Origin of the sequence: Gordonia terrae (assembly GCF_001698225.1) — a bacterium.
GTDB lineage: Bacteria > Actinomycetota > Actinomycetes > Mycobacteriales > Mycobacteriaceae > Gordonia > Gordonia terrae.
Window position 1 is genome coordinate 915,448 of sequence record NZ_CP016594.1, and the last position, 13,646, is coordinate 929,093.

At 68.2% G+C, this 13,646-nt stretch carries 14 protein-coding genes; 6 read left to right on the forward strand and 8 right to left on the reverse strand.

Annotated features, from left to right (window positions below):
• Nucleotides 1-27 precede the first annotated feature (27 nt).
• Complete coding sequence (locus BCM27_RS04265) at nt 28-894, forward strand: enoyl-CoA hydratase-related protein (RefSeq protein ID WP_004020726.1); 867 nt, start codon at nt 28-30, stop codon at nt 892-894.
• A 4-nt stretch (nt 895-898) separates the two neighbouring features.
• On the opposite strand, the gene BCM27_RS04270 is transcribed toward BCM27_RS04265, so the two are convergent.
• Nucleotides 899-1,273: a hypothetical protein gene (locus BCM27_RS04270; RefSeq protein WP_004020725.1), complete on the reverse strand. Its 375-nt coding sequence runs from the start codon at nt 1,271-1,273 to the stop codon at nt 899-901.
• Nucleotides 1,274-1,629: 356 nt separating this feature from the next.
• Here BCM27_RS04270 and BCM27_RS04275 point away from each other — a divergent pair, with 356 nt between their 5' ends.
• Nucleotides 1,630-2,127, forward strand: coding sequence for an HNH endonuclease (locus BCM27_RS04275; protein WP_004020724.1), 498 nt, complete (start codon nt 1,630-1,632; stop codon nt 2,125-2,127).
• Nucleotides 2,128-2,157: 30 nt separating this feature from the next.
• On the opposite strand, the gene BCM27_RS04280 is transcribed toward BCM27_RS04275, so the two are convergent.
• The 3 genes from BCM27_RS04280 to BCM27_RS04290 all read right to left on the reverse strand — a co-directional run bounded on the left by BCM27_RS04280 (nt 2,158) and on the right by BCM27_RS04290 (nt 4,863).
• The gene (locus tag BCM27_RS04280) at nt 2,158-2,817 is read right to left on the reverse strand and encodes a DUF305 domain-containing protein (protein ID WP_004020723.1); all 660 of its coding nucleotides are present in this window, start codon (nt 2,815-2,817) and stop codon (nt 2,158-2,160) included.
• Nucleotides 2,814-4,289 (reverse strand): LVIVD repeat-containing protein, encoded by a 1,476-nt coding sequence (locus BCM27_RS04285; protein ID WP_004020722.1) that lies wholly within the window; start codon nt 4,287-4,289, stop codon nt 2,814-2,816. Before BCM27_RS04285 ends, BCM27_RS04280 begins: the two co-directional genes overlap by 4 nt.
• Before the next feature lie 247 nt (nt 4,290-4,536).
• On the reverse strand, nt 4,537-4,863 hold the full coding sequence (locus tag BCM27_RS04290; protein ID WP_004020721.1) for a hypothetical protein: 327 nt from the start codon (nt 4,861-4,863) through the stop codon (nt 4,537-4,539).
• Between the two features lie 183 nt (nt 4,864-5,046).
• On the opposite strand from BCM27_RS04290, the gene BCM27_RS04295 reads away from it, so the two are divergent.
• Together BCM27_RS04295 and BCM27_RS04300 are read left to right on the forward strand one after the other, a co-directional pair.
• Nucleotides 5,047-5,892 carry a 3-hydroxybutyryl-CoA dehydrogenase gene (locus BCM27_RS04295; protein WP_004020720.1) on the forward strand — a complete coding sequence of 282 codons (846 nt, stop codon included), beginning with the start codon at nt 5,047-5,049 and terminating at the stop codon, nt 5,890-5,892.
• A 134-nt stretch (nt 5,893-6,026) separates the two neighbouring features.
• Entirely contained in the window at nt 6,027-6,893 is an 867-nt protein-coding gene (locus BCM27_RS04300) for an oxygenase MpaB family protein (RefSeq protein ID WP_004020719.1), read from the forward strand.
• Here the strand turns inward: BCM27_RS04300 and BCM27_RS04305 are convergent.
• Nucleotides 6,890-8,176: an MFS transporter gene (locus BCM27_RS04305; RefSeq protein WP_004020718.1), complete on the reverse strand. Its 1,287-nt coding sequence runs from the start codon at nt 8,174-8,176 to the stop codon at nt 6,890-6,892. The two genes, BCM27_RS04300 and BCM27_RS04305, sit on opposite strands and share 4 nt — an antisense overlap.
• Nucleotides 8,177-8,241: 65 nt before the next feature.
• On the opposite strand from BCM27_RS04305, the gene BCM27_RS04310 reads away from it, so the two are divergent.
• Nucleotides 8,242-8,934, forward strand: a complete 693-nt coding sequence (locus BCM27_RS04310) for an SDR family NAD(P)-dependent oxidoreductase (protein WP_004020717.1) — start codon at nt 8,242-8,244, stop codon at nt 8,932-8,934.
• 93 nt (nt 8,935-9,027) lie between these two features.
• Here the strand turns inward: BCM27_RS04310 and BCM27_RS04315 are convergent, their stop codons facing one another.
• The 3 genes from BCM27_RS04315 to kstR form a co-directional block, all read right to left on the reverse strand.
• Nucleotides 9,028-9,495 (reverse strand): MaoC/PaaZ C-terminal domain-containing protein, encoded by a 468-nt coding sequence (locus BCM27_RS04315; protein WP_033204363.1) that lies wholly within the window; start codon nt 9,493-9,495, stop codon nt 9,028-9,030.
• Nucleotides 9,492-10,502: an alpha/beta hydrolase gene (locus BCM27_RS04320; RefSeq protein ID WP_004020715.1), complete on the reverse strand. Its 1,011-nt coding sequence runs from the start codon at nt 10,500-10,502 to the stop codon at nt 9,492-9,494. The genes BCM27_RS04315 and BCM27_RS04320 overlap by 4 nt, the downstream gene beginning before the upstream one ends.
• 123 nt (nt 10,503-10,625) lie before the next feature.
• Complete coding sequence (gene kstR / locus BCM27_RS04325; RefSeq protein ID WP_004020714.1) at nt 10,626-11,276, reverse strand: cholesterol catabolism transcriptional regulator KstR; 651 nt, start codon at nt 11,274-11,276, stop codon at nt 10,626-10,628.
• 133 nt (nt 11,277-11,409) lie between these two features.
• On the opposite strand from kstR, the gene BCM27_RS04330 reads away from it, so the two are divergent.
• A complete protein-coding gene (locus BCM27_RS04330) occupies nt 11,410-13,620 on the forward strand; it encodes an acyl-CoA dehydrogenase family protein (protein WP_004020713.1) in 2,211 nt (736 codons plus the stop codon).
• Nucleotides 13,621-13,646: the final 26 nt, after the last annotated feature.

The following is a 13,646-nucleotide window of genomic DNA, read 5'->3' on the forward strand; positions in this document are numbered from 1 at the left end:
TGTCCCAGCGCCCGATAGCATCGACCTGTGACGAGCGATACATCAGAGGTCGGGCGCAAGTCCCGGCAGGACCAGCCCACCATCACCGTCGAGCGGGACGGCGAGGTCGCGATCTTCCGGCTCAACCGGCCCGACCGGCTCAACGCCTTCACCCTGCAGATGGGTGAGGAGCTGCGAGCCGCGTTCGACGACACCGACGCCGATGACTCCGTCCGAGCGGTGGTGATCACCGGCAACGGACGCGCGTTCTGTGCGGGTGCGGATCTCGAGGCGGGCGGGTCGTCGTTCGACGCCTCGTCAGCTGTCGAGTCCGATGAGATTCCCGCGGACGAGGGCGGCAAGCTCACGCTGCGGATGTTCGCCTCGCTCAAGCCGATCGTGGTGGCCGTGAACGGGCCGTCGGCCGGTGTCGGCGTCACGATGACGCTGCCCGCCGACGTCCGGATCGCCTCGGAGGATGCGAAGTTCGGCTTCGTCTTCGCGGCGCGAGGCCTCGTACCCGAAGCCGCGTCGAGCTGGTTCCTGCCCCGGCTCGTCGGACTGCCGACCGCACTGCAGTGGACGATCGGCGCCAAGATGGTCCCGGTCGCCGAAGCCCACGAGCGCGGACTGGTCCAGCAGGTGGTGCCCAAGGAGCAGGTCCTCGACACCGCGATCGCCGTCGCCCGCGAGATGACCGCGAACAGTGCGCCCGTCTCGGCGGCACTGACCCGGCAGCTGCTCTGGCGGATGGCCGGTGCGCCGAGCCCGCTCGACGCCCACCACGCCGACTCGAAGGCGATCTTCTACCGCGGGCAGTCCGGTGACGTGTACGAAGGCGTCATGTCGTTCCTGGAGAAGCGTCCGGCGACCTACCCCAACACCGTCTCGGACGATCTGCCCGAGATCTTCTGACCATTCAGTCGAGGGTCCCGGCCTGGCTGCCGATCTCGAGTACCACGAAGATCATCACCAGCTGGATGGCGCAGCACCACGCTGCGGCCGGCCACGCCGGGAGTCCTCGGCGCACGCGGCGGACGACGAGGGTCACCGACACCGCCAGCAGCACGATCGCGGACCCGATGCCCACCCCGACGGCCACCTCGGTCCAGACCGGACTCCCGCACGCCTCGTAGGCGCACGCGTCGGTGACGAATGCCGTCAGCGCCGCGGCGGCGACCGTGATCAGTGCCAAGACGGCGTGCACCAACCCCAGCGTCACCGACGCGAACGCGTCGAGGGTCGACACGGGCGACGACGGTGGGGGATTCTCGGCGGTCTCCTCGGTGGGCATCCGCCGAAGATAGCGTCGGACATTCTCCCGCGGGACCGGCTCGCGGTGAAAAAGTCCTGCAAACAGCCCGTGTGAACTGGGTGAACATCCGAACACGCCGGACATAAACGGTGGCAGTGCTCATCGACCGCGGTTATCGTGGCGACAGAGCAGGCCAGACCAACGAGAGGAGGTGACGCAGATGTTGATGGGTGACAAGGCTTTCGCCGGCGAGTGGCGGACGGCCCCATCCGAGCGTCGATGCGGACTGAAATCCGACGGCAGGCCCGGACCGATCACATCACGCGTCACCAGTTCCTGAGGTCATGAACCTCGGTGGTCGGCGCACTCACTCGCCCACGCATCGAGGAGCTGTCATGACCATCTTCGTCACCAATGCCGGACTGCAGATCCTGGCGCGCGTCACCTGGCGTCGTGCGGCCGTCCTGCTGACCACCGAGGTCGCGCGGAACGTCGAGGGCACCCCGCTGGTTCGCGTCGTCCATTCCCCGACGCTGTCGCTGCCCATTCACAAGGTGGTGGCGATCAAGCGAGATGCCTACCGCCCGTTCGCCGGTAAGACGATGGACTCGTATGCGTCGAACGCGACCATCCTGCGCCGTGATCAGTGGATCTGTGCGTACTGCGACGGACCGGCAGACACCGTCGACCACATCGTCCCGGTGTCGCAGGGCGGCCCGAGCACGTTCGGCAATCAGGTCGCGGCATGCAAGTCCTGCAACGGGTTCAAGGCCAACCGGACGCCACGCAAGGCGGGGATGGCCCTGCGTCACGCACCGTTCGTCTACGACCCCTGGGCGGCGGACCAGAAAGAGGTGTGGGAGATGTTCACCCTGCATCCGAAGACCGATTGAGGCTGACGCCGATTCGTTGACGACCCGTGATCAGGTCGGCAGCGGGTCGGCGCCGCGCTCCTTGAGCAGCATCGTCATCACCCCGATCTCGTCGCCCTGGTCGCCGATCATCATGAGCGCCAGGTCTTTTGTCGCGGAGCCGGAACGCGCGTCGTTGTAGGCCGCCTGGGCCATCGACATGCCGCCGCGATGGTGGCGGATCATCAACTGCAGGAACAAGATCTCCGCCTCGTCCGGTGGCAGCGTGGAGAGCCGGCCGACCTCGTCGATGCTGGCCATGCCCGGCATCGGCGGACGGGAGTCGTCGGGTCCGGCGCCGTGGTGGGAGTGCCCGCCGGACATCCAGGACATCGGCTCCGCCGCGGTGATCGGCTGGTCGAACCACTGCAGCCAGCCTCGCATGGTCGCGGTCTCGGCGGTCTGCGTGTACACGATCCGGTCGGCGACACCGCGGATCTGCGGTGTGACCCCGGGTACCGCGCCGATCGTCCGCGACATCAGGATGGCCTGGTCGTGATGCGTCGACATGTCCTGGGCGAAGCCGATGTCCGACAGGCTCATCGCGGAGGAGTCGTGGTCGCGTCCCGGCCACACCGCACCGATGACGACGCCCATGGTGACGAGCAGGGCGGCGGTGACGCCGAGGACAGCCGCCCGCACCAGCGGGACGCCGGGCCGACGACTGCTCATCCGATCGAGGAGTTCTGGTCCGGCGGCGGGGTGTACACCGCGGGACTCAGCTGCAACACCTGGAAACCGCCGTCGGAACAGGTGACCCGCAGCTCGTTGCCCCGGAACTCCGGCGGGGACATGCACCAGTCGGTCGACATGTCGCCGCCGACGACCATTCCGCTACGCGGACCGACCATCTCGTTCAACCGGACCTTGCCGTTCGCGATCGACATCCCGAGACTGAGGAATTCGACGGCGGGCACACCCAGCAGCGAACCGACGACGTGCGGCGAGTTGGGTGTCTCCAGCAGGGTGGTGCCGGTACGGGCCGGCGGGTTGTAGTAGGCGATCTCGCGAATCCGGTCGAGGTCGCGGATGTCGAAGACTCGGATGCCCGACGACTCCCAGCCGCATGCCAGGGCGGTGGGATCGTTCGGCCGGTCGACCGCGCAGTAGTGCGGATTGCTGCTGAACAGCGAACCGCCGGTCGACGACCGCAGGTTGGTGTCGAGGTTCTCCGGGAGATTGATCTCGAGTTTGATCTGCGCGGTGTAGCGGGGTTTGTTCACCCTCGTCACGTCGAAGATCTTCACCCCGCCGGAGCCGGCCTCGTCCGCGGTGACGATGTGCGGCCGGCCGCGGTAGGTGATCGGGATCGAATGCTGGTTGAGCTGGCCGTCGGGCCACAGATACGCGGCGATGTGGGGGACCTGGGGGTGCGGCCGTCGGCGCTGGACGTCGCTGATGTCGAGCACGGTCACCCCGGCCATGTTGGACAGGAACATCCGATTGCCGTCCGGCGAGACGCCGAAGCCGTGCCCGAGAAACGAGTGGAGCCCCTGCCAGATGACGCGGGGCGACCGGGGCTCGGCGATGTCGATGGCGCTGAGGTGACCGGGGAAGACGCCGGAGGCCCAGTAGGTGCGGCCGTCGGGGGAGAAGCCGCCCTCGTGCGAGGTGAACGGGAGTGGCGTCGACGTGCCCGGTCCCCTGTTGAGGAGTTTGGGGCGGGCGCAGTCGGAGATGTCGTACACGGCGAAGAAGCCGCCGCCCCACAGCAGCGGCACCGAGGTCGCGGCGAGGAGCTTGCGTTCCTTGTTGACCTTCAGGGTCTCCCAGGTGCCGCCGCGCATCGCCGGGTCGGTCAGCGAGCCGACCACTCGCGGTGCGCGGGGGTTCGAGGCGTCGATGACCTGAACGCCCGGCGGGTTCACCCAGTTGTTCCCGGGGAACAGGCTGCCGGTGTAGCTGCAGTGCTCGAAGTTCGCCGACACGATGCCACCGCCCGCGCCGCGCACCCCGCCGAGTCGCGTGATGTTGCAGCGGTAGCCGCGCATGCTGCGTCCGGACAGGCGATCCTCGGCGCTGACGTCACCCTGCAGGCCCGGTTCGGGTTGCGACCCTGGGCCACACTCGGCCTGGGGAACCGACACCTCGGAGATGTCGGGGAACAGGTGGTTGGCCGCCTGTGCGGGTGCGGCGACCAGCATCGTGGCGAGGAGTGTCGCGCCGGCGGCGAGACACGTGACGGCGCGGGATCGTCGGCGCCATCGCCCTGCCGGGCGGGCCGAAACGTGCGCGTCGAATCGAACTGGCATCATCGCATCCCCCGATCGTGATCTGAGTCACGCTAGCGGGCGGGGTGAGACGACACGGCGGAATCGTCGAATCGGCCCCGACGCAGACAACCGGCCCGGGATCGCCGGACCGGCTGTCGATGGAGGGGATGGAACCCGGTCAGACGGCGTCGCCGCCGTCGATGCTGCCGTAGTCGCCGACCTCGACGTTGCCCTCGTCGTCGACGGCGGTGTCGAAGGTGCCGTCACCGTCGGTGTCGGCCACTGCGATGTCGGTGAGACCGTCGGCGTCGGTGTCGGCTTCGATGACGTCGATCTCGCCGTCGGCATCGGTGTCGTAGGCGATGGAGTCGGCCTGGCCGTCGCCGTCGGTGTCGAGGATGGCGTCGGTGGTGCCGTCACCGTCGACATCGGTGAGTGCGGCGTCGACGGCCCCGTCGCCGTCGGTGTCGATGAGAACGGCGTCGGCGGGGATCTCGGTGCTCATGGTGGGTCCTTCCACGTGGATCGCTGAGGGTGGTGGAGCGCTGCTGGTGCAGTGCTTCCGGGCGGTTCGTGTACTTGGAGGCGGCACCCGGGGCGAATGTTCCCGAGATGCCAGGAGTCGTTCGATCGGCTGATCCGAGGACCGACTACCGTTTGTCGTACCACTCGACTTCGGAGGTTCACTGTGCAGCAGATCGGCGTCATCGGCGGAGGCACCATGGGTGCGGGCATCGCGGAGGTGTGTGCCAAGGCGGGCAGCGACGTCGTGATCGTCGAGGTCAAGCAGGAGTTCGCCGACGCCGCGCGATCGCGGGTCGAGAAGTCGTTGGCCAAGGCGGTCAGCCGGAACAAGCTAGCCCAGGACGACGCCGACGCCGCGCTCGGGCGTCTGCGGGTGACGACCGACTACGCCGACCTCGCCGATCGCGAGCTCGTGATCGAGGCGGCCCCCGAGATCGAAGAGCTCAAGCGCGAGATCTTCGCGAACCTCGATCAGGCAACCGGCGCGAACACCATCCTCGCCACGAACACGTCGTCGATCCCGATCATCAAGGTCGCAACGGCGACCAAGACGCCCGAGCGCGTCGTCGGCGTGCACTTCTTCAACCCGGTGCCGGTGATGCCGCTGGTCGAGATCATCTCCACGCTGACGACCGCGCCCGAGACGGCCGACGCCGTGAGCGCATACGTCACCGACACCCTCGGCAAGACCGCGGTCCGCGCGGGCGACCGGTCCGGTTTCATCGTCAACGCCCTGCTCATCCCATACCTGTGTCAGGCGATCCGGATGTTCGATTCGGGTTACGCCTCGGCCGAGGACATCGACCTCGCGATGAAGGGCGGCTGCGGCTACCCGATGGGTCCGCTGACCCTGCTCGACACCATCGGCCTCGACGTCACGTTGTCCGCCGCGGAGTCGCTGTACGCGGAGTTCGCCGAACCCCACTATGCGCCGCCGGCCCTGCTGCGCCGCATGGTCGACGCCGGCCGCCTCGGACGGAAGACCGGTCGCGGTTTCTACACCTACTGATCCGGCAGAAGACAGACGCCGAACCCCGGCTCACCTTCGGGTGAGCCGGGGTTCGCTGCATCCGGGACTGTCGACCGATGTGTCGACACGCGCTAAGCTGGCCACGACACAATCAGGCAACACTTGTTATCAGAATGGGCGGGGCCATGACGCAGGGCGATCAGCGCATGTCGCGGACCGAGATGGACAACATCGACAGCAGCTTCTTCGCGCGTTCGCTGCTGTCGATGGGGCAGACGATGAGCACGACGAACGTGATCATGCAGCTGGCGAACCCGGCGGTCGGATACGGCGTCGCACACAGCAAGGTCGAGAACGGGCGACTCGATCGTCATCCGGTCAAGCGCGCCCGGACCACCGCGTCGTACCTCGCGGTCGCGATGCTCGGCAACGCCGACGACCGGCGCCGGTACCGGCACGCCGTCAACCGGCAGCACGCACAGGTGCGGTCGGACGAGAACAGTCCGGTCGAGTACAACGCGATGAACACCGACCTGCAGCTGTGGGTCGCGGCGTGTCTGTACTACGGCTGGGAGGACATCTACGAACGGGTGCACGGCCCCCTCCACGGCGCGGATCGCGAGAAGTTCTACCAGCAGGGCAAGGTCTGCGGCACGACGCTGCAGATGCCCGCCGAGGCCTGGCCCGCCACGCGCGACGAGTTCACGGCCTACTGGGACGACCAGGTCTCGCGCATCGAGATCAGTGACGAGATCCGCGACTTCCTGCTCGACATCGCGAACTTCGGCTACGCGCCGACCCGCATCCAGGAGAAGTACGGCCCGGTCAAACTCCGCCGGACCATCGGCTATCTGCCCCAGCCGTTCCGCGACGCTCTCCGGGTCGAGTGGACCGACGAGGACCAGGAGTGGTTCGACGGCTACATCGCCGGGCTGGTGGAGAAGGAGCGTCGCACGCCGCTGTGGCTGTCCCGATTGGGTTTTCGTCTTCTGCTCGCCGATGTTCGGCTTCGGGTCCGGATGGGACGGCCGCTCGTCTAGGGGAGAGCGGCGCCGCTGCGGCGAGCGGCCAGGAAGGCCAGTGCTCCGGCGACCAGACACGCGACTGCTCCGACCGCGAGACCGACACGCGCGTCGAAGGTCTCGATGATCGCGCCGACGATCGGACCCCCGATCGGCGTCGACCCCATGAACGCCACCGACCACAACGCCATCACCCGACCCCGCATCCGCGGTTCGGAGTTCAGTTGCAGTGTGGCATTGCCGGTCGACATGAACGTGACACTCAGCCAGCCGACTCCGAAGAGCGCACAGATCGCAGTCGGCAGATTCGGTGCGAGGGCGGTCGCCCCGACCGCGACGCCGAAGCCGAACGCGGCCAGCGTGAGTGGGCGCAGGCCGGTCGTTCCGCGAGCCGCGACCACCAGGCCGCCGACAACCGCACCCACACCCATCGCCGACGTCATGAAGCCCAGTGCCTCGGGCCCGCCGTCGAACACGAAGTCCGCGACGGCCGGCAGGGTGACCGGAAAGTTGTACGTCAACGTCCCGACGAGCGCCATCGTGGCCAGCGGAATCCAGAGCGCGGGGCTGCCGCGGACATATCGGAGACCTTCTCGCAGCTGGCCTTTCGCGCGTGGGATCGGGGTCTCCGTCGTGATCTTCGACGAGTCGAGCGCGAGGAGCGAGGCGACCACGGCGACGAAGCTGACCGCGTTGACGGCGAAGCACAAACCGGATCCGACGAGGCCGAGGACCACGCCGGCGACGGCCGGACCCACCGCGCGGGCGGCGTTGACCATCACCGAGTTGAGGGTGACCGCGTTGCGTATCAGGTTCTTGCCCACGATCTGATGGATGAACGCCTGGCGTGCCGGCTGTTCGAAGGCGTGCCCGAGCCCGAGCATCACCGCCAATACGCCCACGTGCCAGACCTCCACCACCCCGGTGAGCGTGATGACGGCGAGCGCCGCGGCCAGCAGGCCCATCATCGACTGCAGGGCGATGAGCAGTCGGCGCCGGTCCACGCGATCGGCGATCACCCCGGCGTACGGACCGATGAGCAGGACGGGCAAGGCCTGGAGGGCGACGATGAGCCCCAGAACCGATGCCGACCCGCTCAGCGTCAGGACGAGCCAGGCCTGCGCCGTCGCCTGCATCCACGAACCCGTCATCGAGACGGCCATCCCCGCGTAGAACAGCCGGTAATTGGGGATGCGCAGCGACGCGAACATGCTCGTCCGGTCCGACTCGACGGGGGGATGACCGCCCGGCTCACGGTCCCGCAAATCGTCTTCGATCTCGGGAACGCGCTCGTCGGTCATCGACGACCATCGTAGGCGCGCGGCGTGAGCCGCCGGGGTGACGCACCTCCAGTAGGGTCGGCAGGATGACTCAGACGGTGATCGTGTCGGGTGGGACTGGCGGCCTCGGGTCGGCGGTCACCCGGAAGTTGCTCGACGACGGCAGGCGCGTGGTGGTTCCCTGGATCGCCGAGTCCGAGTTGTCGAGGCTGCCCGAATCGGACCGGCTGGTCGGTGTTCACGCCGATCTCTTCGACGAGGCGTCGGTGGCCGAGGTCGTGGCGGTCGCGGCCGGTGACGCGTCGGCGCCGGTGACCGCGGTGGTGAATCTGGTGGGCGGTTTCGCGATGGGGGACCGGGTCGACGCCACGCCGGTCGACGAGTTCGAGCGCCTCCTGCGGCTCAACCTGCGGCCGCTGTATCTGCTGTCCGCGGCGGCGATCCCGAAGCTCGTCAAGGCCGGTGGCGGGTCGATCGTCGGGGTGTCGGCCAAGGCGGCGTTCGCGCCCTTCTCCGGTGCGGCGGGTTACATCACGTCGAAGGCGGCGGTGTGGGCGTTCATCAGTGCGCTCGCCGCCGAGTACAAGTCCGACGGCGTCCGGGCCAACGCGATCTTGCCGTCGGTGATCGACACCCCGGGCAACCGGGCGAGTCAGCCCGACTCGTCCCGCGCGGGTTGGGTGTCGCCGGAGTCGATCGCGGAAACGATCTCGTTCCTGGTCTCCGATGCCTCCAGCGCGATCACCGGAGCGCAGATCCCGGTGCCCGGCGTCGGCTGAGCCGGGCACGATCGGAGATCAGGCGCACAGTCGACGGAATCAGACGCACAGTCGACGGGGCCTCGAAACCGCTGCAGCGCAACCGTTCGGGGATCAGTCGCGCGAACGGCGCGGACGGGCGTGCACATAGGCCTCGACGACCGTGCGCATCACGGGTTTGCCCTCGCCGTTTCGCAGCTCCGCCGACGAGGTGACCAGTGCGCGGTCGCGGTCGTCGAATTCGATCGCGTCGATGACGGTCGACCCGGTGAGGGTGTCGCCGGGTCGGACCGGACGCAGGAACTCCACGTCGCCGAGTCGCTTCCCGGCGATCACCCGCCAATTGGTCAGCACGCCGGTGACATTGAGCTTCTGATAGATCGACATCGTGTGCAGCCCACTGGCGATGAGCCCTCGGTAGGGTCCGCGTTCGGCGACGTCCTTGTCCACGTGGAAGTCCTGCGGATCCCATGCGCGAGCGAAGTCGAGGAGTTCCTCTTCGCTGACGACATGCTCGCCGAACTCGAAGATCTGGCCCACGGACAGGTCATCGGCCCACAAGCGGTCCGATGCGTCGCTCACCTCAGGTCTGCCGCGATCTTCGGCCAGGTGGTCTCGAGGTCACGTTCCCAGTAGCCCCACGAGTGCGTGCCGCTCGGCCGGAAGGTGACCTCGTGCGGCACCTTGAGGGCCCGCATGCGCGAGACCATCTGCTTGGTGCACTCGTTGACCGCGGCCTCGATGATGCCGCCGATGACCATCTGGTTGGCCAGCGTCAGCGGATCGCCGGCGACCAGCGGCGCCTCGAGCCGGTCGAACTGACCGGGCATGCCGGTCCCGCTGGTCATGTAGACCTTGGTGCCGCGCAGCTTGTCCGCGTGGATGTACGGGTCGTTGTCCCGCCAGCCCGCCGAGTTGACCGGTCCCCACATGTTGTTCAGGTTGCCCTGCCCGCGGTCGGCGACGACCATCCGGATGTAGGCCTGTCCGACCGGATCGCTGGTGCGGGCGCATCCGCTGTAGGCGGCGGCCGACCGGTACAGCTTCGGTGCGGCGATCGCGAGATTGAGCACCGACGTGCCGGCCATCGAGATCCCGGCGATCGCGTTGACCCCGGTGGTGTCGAATTCCTTGTCCACCAGCGGTGGGAGTTCCTTGGTGAGGAACGTCGTCCACTTGTTGCGGCCGAGCACCGGATCGTCGTGCTGCCAGTCGGTGTAATACGAGAACGCGCCGCCGATCGGCGTGACGACGTTGACCTCTTTGTCGGCGAAGAACTTCGCGTACTGGGTCTTGGCCGCCCAGGTCGCCGAGTCCTCGCCGCCGCCGGCGCCGTTGAGCAGGTAGAGCGTGGGGCGCGACTTGGTCGTGTCCTTGGGGCGCAGCACGTTGACCGGGATGAGTTTGCGCATCGCCGCCGAGTACACGATGAGGGTCGACTGCTGGGCCGAGTCGTGGACCACGGTGTCGACGCGGGCGCGATCGGGGTCGGGTGTGGGTTCGGCCAGCGCGGCCGGAGCCCATCCGGCGGTCGCGACCGCAACGGCACATCCGGCGACGCACAGTCGTCGCAACCAGGAGGATCGCACCTCTAGCCCCTTCTGTTAACAAAATTCTCAGACGTAACAAAGGTAGCCGAGAACGTCGAGGGCACCCAACCCGAGAAGGCCCTCGTCACCCAGTTGTGACGTCACTTTCGAGGGGGGAGGTGACTACTTGGCGCGATCTTTGAGCAGCAGTCGGACGGTCAGCTCGAGTCGGTTGGTGACGTCGGTGGCCGACGCCCGACGGGTGAGCCACTGCACGAGGTTCGACATCCACACGTCGGAGAGGACACGGGCGATCGCGAGATCTTCTTCGGTCGGCTCCCCGTTGTCGACGATGGCGCCCGCGAGGAGCCGGTCGATGATCCCGGCGACCTGGTCGACCTCGGCGGTGGCGGATGCATCGGCGAACATGAAGGCGCGCGTCATCGCCTCGGTCAGGAGCGGATCGCGCTGCATGGCGAAGGTGATCATGTCCAGGACATGCCGGAGCCGGTCGATGGCGGTGTCGCCGCGCAGCTGCGAGCGGTCGACCTTGGACTCGACGCGCTCGAACTCGCGGGCCAGCGCGGTGACCAGCAGGTGGACCTTCGACGGGAAATAGCGATACAGCGTGCCGACGGCCACATCGGCCTTGTCGGCGACGGTGCGCATCTGCACGGCGTCGTAGCCGCCCTTGGATGCCAGGGCGAGGGTGGCGTCCAGGATGCGGCGGCGACGTTCGCGCTGCGCGGTGGAGCCGGCTTCGGATGAGGCGGCAGGCGCCGCAGCCCCGTTGGGAGCGTCGACCGCGGCGTTGCCGGGTGCAGAACGGGCCATGTGCTCTCGAACATCCTCACGTGTCAAACGGTCTGGCGGGTGGATCGCGGGTGGGTACCCGATCCGAGTACACCCATGGCATATTAGAACAGGTTCTAATTATTCGTCACAACTCGACATACAGGGATTGCCAGTGACAATCGCCACGTCTTCCGAGCAGATCGCGGTGCGCGACAGCATCGCGTCCTGGGCGCGCTCCACCAGTGTGACCGACATCGTCCGTTCCGACATCGACAAGCCCCGCGACCAGTGGACGCAGTTGCTGTCCCAGATCGCCGACCTGGGCGTGTTCGCCGCAGCGGTCCCCGAGACCTCCGACGGCCTCGGGGCGAGTTTCCTCGACGTGGCCGCCATGCTCGAGCAGTGCGGGGTCGACCTCGTCCCCGGCCCGCTGGGTCCGACGGTGTCCGCGGCGATCGCGCTTGCGATCGCCCGCCGCGACGCGCACGAGGGTGGCGCCGACCGGGGCGCCGCGCTGTTGCCGGAGGTGCTCGCCGGATCGGTGCCGGTGGTGACGCCTGCGACGAGTTACGCCGGGGTGGCCCGCGAACTGTCCGGCGGCGACCTCGACCTCGGGCTCGTCGGCGGGTACGTCGAGGGTTGCGCCGTCCTGGTCGAGTTCGGGACCGCCGACCGCGAACGGTCGTGGTGGATCGTCCCGCCGGGTGTCGGCGTCGCCAATGTCGCGCCGCAGACCCCGCTCGACGGCACCGCATCGGTCAGCCGCGTCCGCGTGTCCGAGATCGAGGTCGACGACCTGATCGAACTCGGGGACCCGACGTTCGTCGCCGGCTTGCTGTCGGCGACGCTCGCCGCCTACCAGAGCGGCGTCACCCGGTGGGCCCTCGACACCGCCGTCGAGTACGCGAAGGTCCGCACGCAGTTCGGCGTGCCGATCGGATCGTTCCAGGCGATCAAGCACATCTGTGCGGAGATGTTGTGCCGCAGTGAACGGGTCACCGCGGTCGCATGGGACGTCGCCCGCGCGGTCGACGACGTGCTCGCGGCCGCGCCGGGGGACGAGCTCGTCTCCGCCCGCGAGCAACTCGAGATCAGCAGGCTGGCGGCCGACGTCGTGGTCGGTCGCGACCCGGTCGCCAACACCAAGGACTGCGTTCAGGTTCTCGGCGGGATCGGGTTCACCTTCGAGCACGACGCCCATCTCTATCTCCGTGCGGCGCTCGCCGCGCAGGCGACGCTGGCGAACGCGTCGTCGCACGCCGCCGCACTCGCCGGGCTCGGCCTGTCGGGGACGCGGCGACGTTTCCGTCTCGACCTGTCGCAGGTCGAGGACCGGCGCGAGGAGGTCCGGGCCACCGTCGCGGCGATCGCCGACGCGGCCCCGGACGAGCGCCGCAGACTCCTCGCCGAGACCGGCTATCTGACCCCGCATTGGCCGGCGCCGCACGGCCTGGGTGCGGACGCGGCGCTGCAATTGCTGATCGACATCGAGCTCGAGTCGGCCGGCATCGAGCGGCCCGATCTGGTGATCGGCGCGTGGGCGATCCCGACGATCCTCGAGCACGGCACCGACGCGCAACGTGAACGGTTCGTCGCGCCGACACTCGCCGGCGACATCGTGTGGTGTCAGTTGTTCTCCGAGCCCGAGGCGGGCTCGGACCTGGCCGCGTTGCGAACCCGAGCCGAGCGGGTCGACGGCGGCTGGCGACTGGACGGGCAGAAGATCTGGACCTCGCAGGCCCACAACGCCCAGTGGGCGATCTGTCTCGCGCGCACCGATCCCGACGCGCCCAAGAACAAGGGCATCACCTATTTCCTCGTCGACATGAGTTCGCCCGGAATCGACATCCGTCCGTTGCGCGAGCTCTCCGGACGGGCCAACTTCAACGAGGTCTTCCTCGACGGCGTCGTCGTGCCCGATGACTGCGTCGTCGGCGACGTGAACGGCGGCTGGCGCTTGGCCCGCACCACCCTCGCGAACGAGCGGGTGGCAATGGGTGGGACCGGTCTGGGCAAGGAGATGGAGGCGCTGCTGTCGCAGGTGCGGTCGATGGACCGGGAGCTGACCGACGAGGAGCTGTCGGCGCTCGGCATGCAGCTCGCCGACGCGCATGTCGGCCGGGTCCTCGATGCGCGGGCGGCGACGAGGCAACTGGCCGGGCTCGATCCGGGCGCGTTGTCGAGTGTGCGCAAACTGATCGGCGTCGAACACCGGCAGTCCGTGCCCGATCTCGCGCTGCGGCTCCTGGGGGCCGCCGGTCTGGCGGCGTCCGAGGCCTCCGACGCGGTGCTGCAGAACCGGTGCCTGTCCATCGCGGGCGGGACGACCCAGATCCTGCGCACGGCTGCTGCGGAACGCATTCTCGGTTTGCCCCGGTCCTGACTGCGGCCGAAATGCCGAAACCGCAG

Coding starts and splice junctions, on each gene's coding strand:
- BCM27_RS04270 (WP_004020725.1), bottom strand. CDS start 1,273: ATGCCCACCGAGGAGACCGCCGAGAATCCCCCACCGTCGTCGCCCGTG.
- BCM27_RS04275 (WP_004020724.1), top strand. CDS start 1,630: ATGACCATCTTCGTCACCAATGCCGGACTGCAGATCCTGGCGCGCGTC.
- BCM27_RS04280 (WP_004020723.1), bottom strand. CDS start 2,817: ATGAGCAGTCGTCGGCCCGGCGTCCCGCTGGTGCGGGCGGCTGTCCTC.
- BCM27_RS04285 (WP_004020722.1), bottom strand. CDS start 4,289: ATGCTGGTCGCCGCACCCGCACAGGCGGCCAACCACCTGTTCCCCGAC.
- BCM27_RS04290 (WP_004020721.1), bottom strand. CDS start 4,863: ATGAGCACCGAGATCCCCGCCGACGCCGTTCTCATCGACACCGACGGC.
- BCM27_RS04300 (WP_004020719.1), top strand. CDS start 6,027: ATGGGCGGGGCCATGACGCAGGGCGATCAGCGCATGTCGCGGACCGAG.
- BCM27_RS04305 (WP_004020718.1), bottom strand. CDS start 8,176: ATGACCGACGAGCGCGTTCCCGAGATCGAAGACGATTTGCGGGACCGT.
- BCM27_RS04310 (WP_004020717.1), top strand. CDS start 8,242: ATGACTCAGACGGTGATCGTGTCGGGTGGGACTGGCGGCCTCGGGTCG.
- kstR (WP_004020714.1), bottom strand. CDS start 11,276: ATGGCCCGTTCTGCACCCGGCAACGCCGCGGTCGACGCTCCCAACGGG.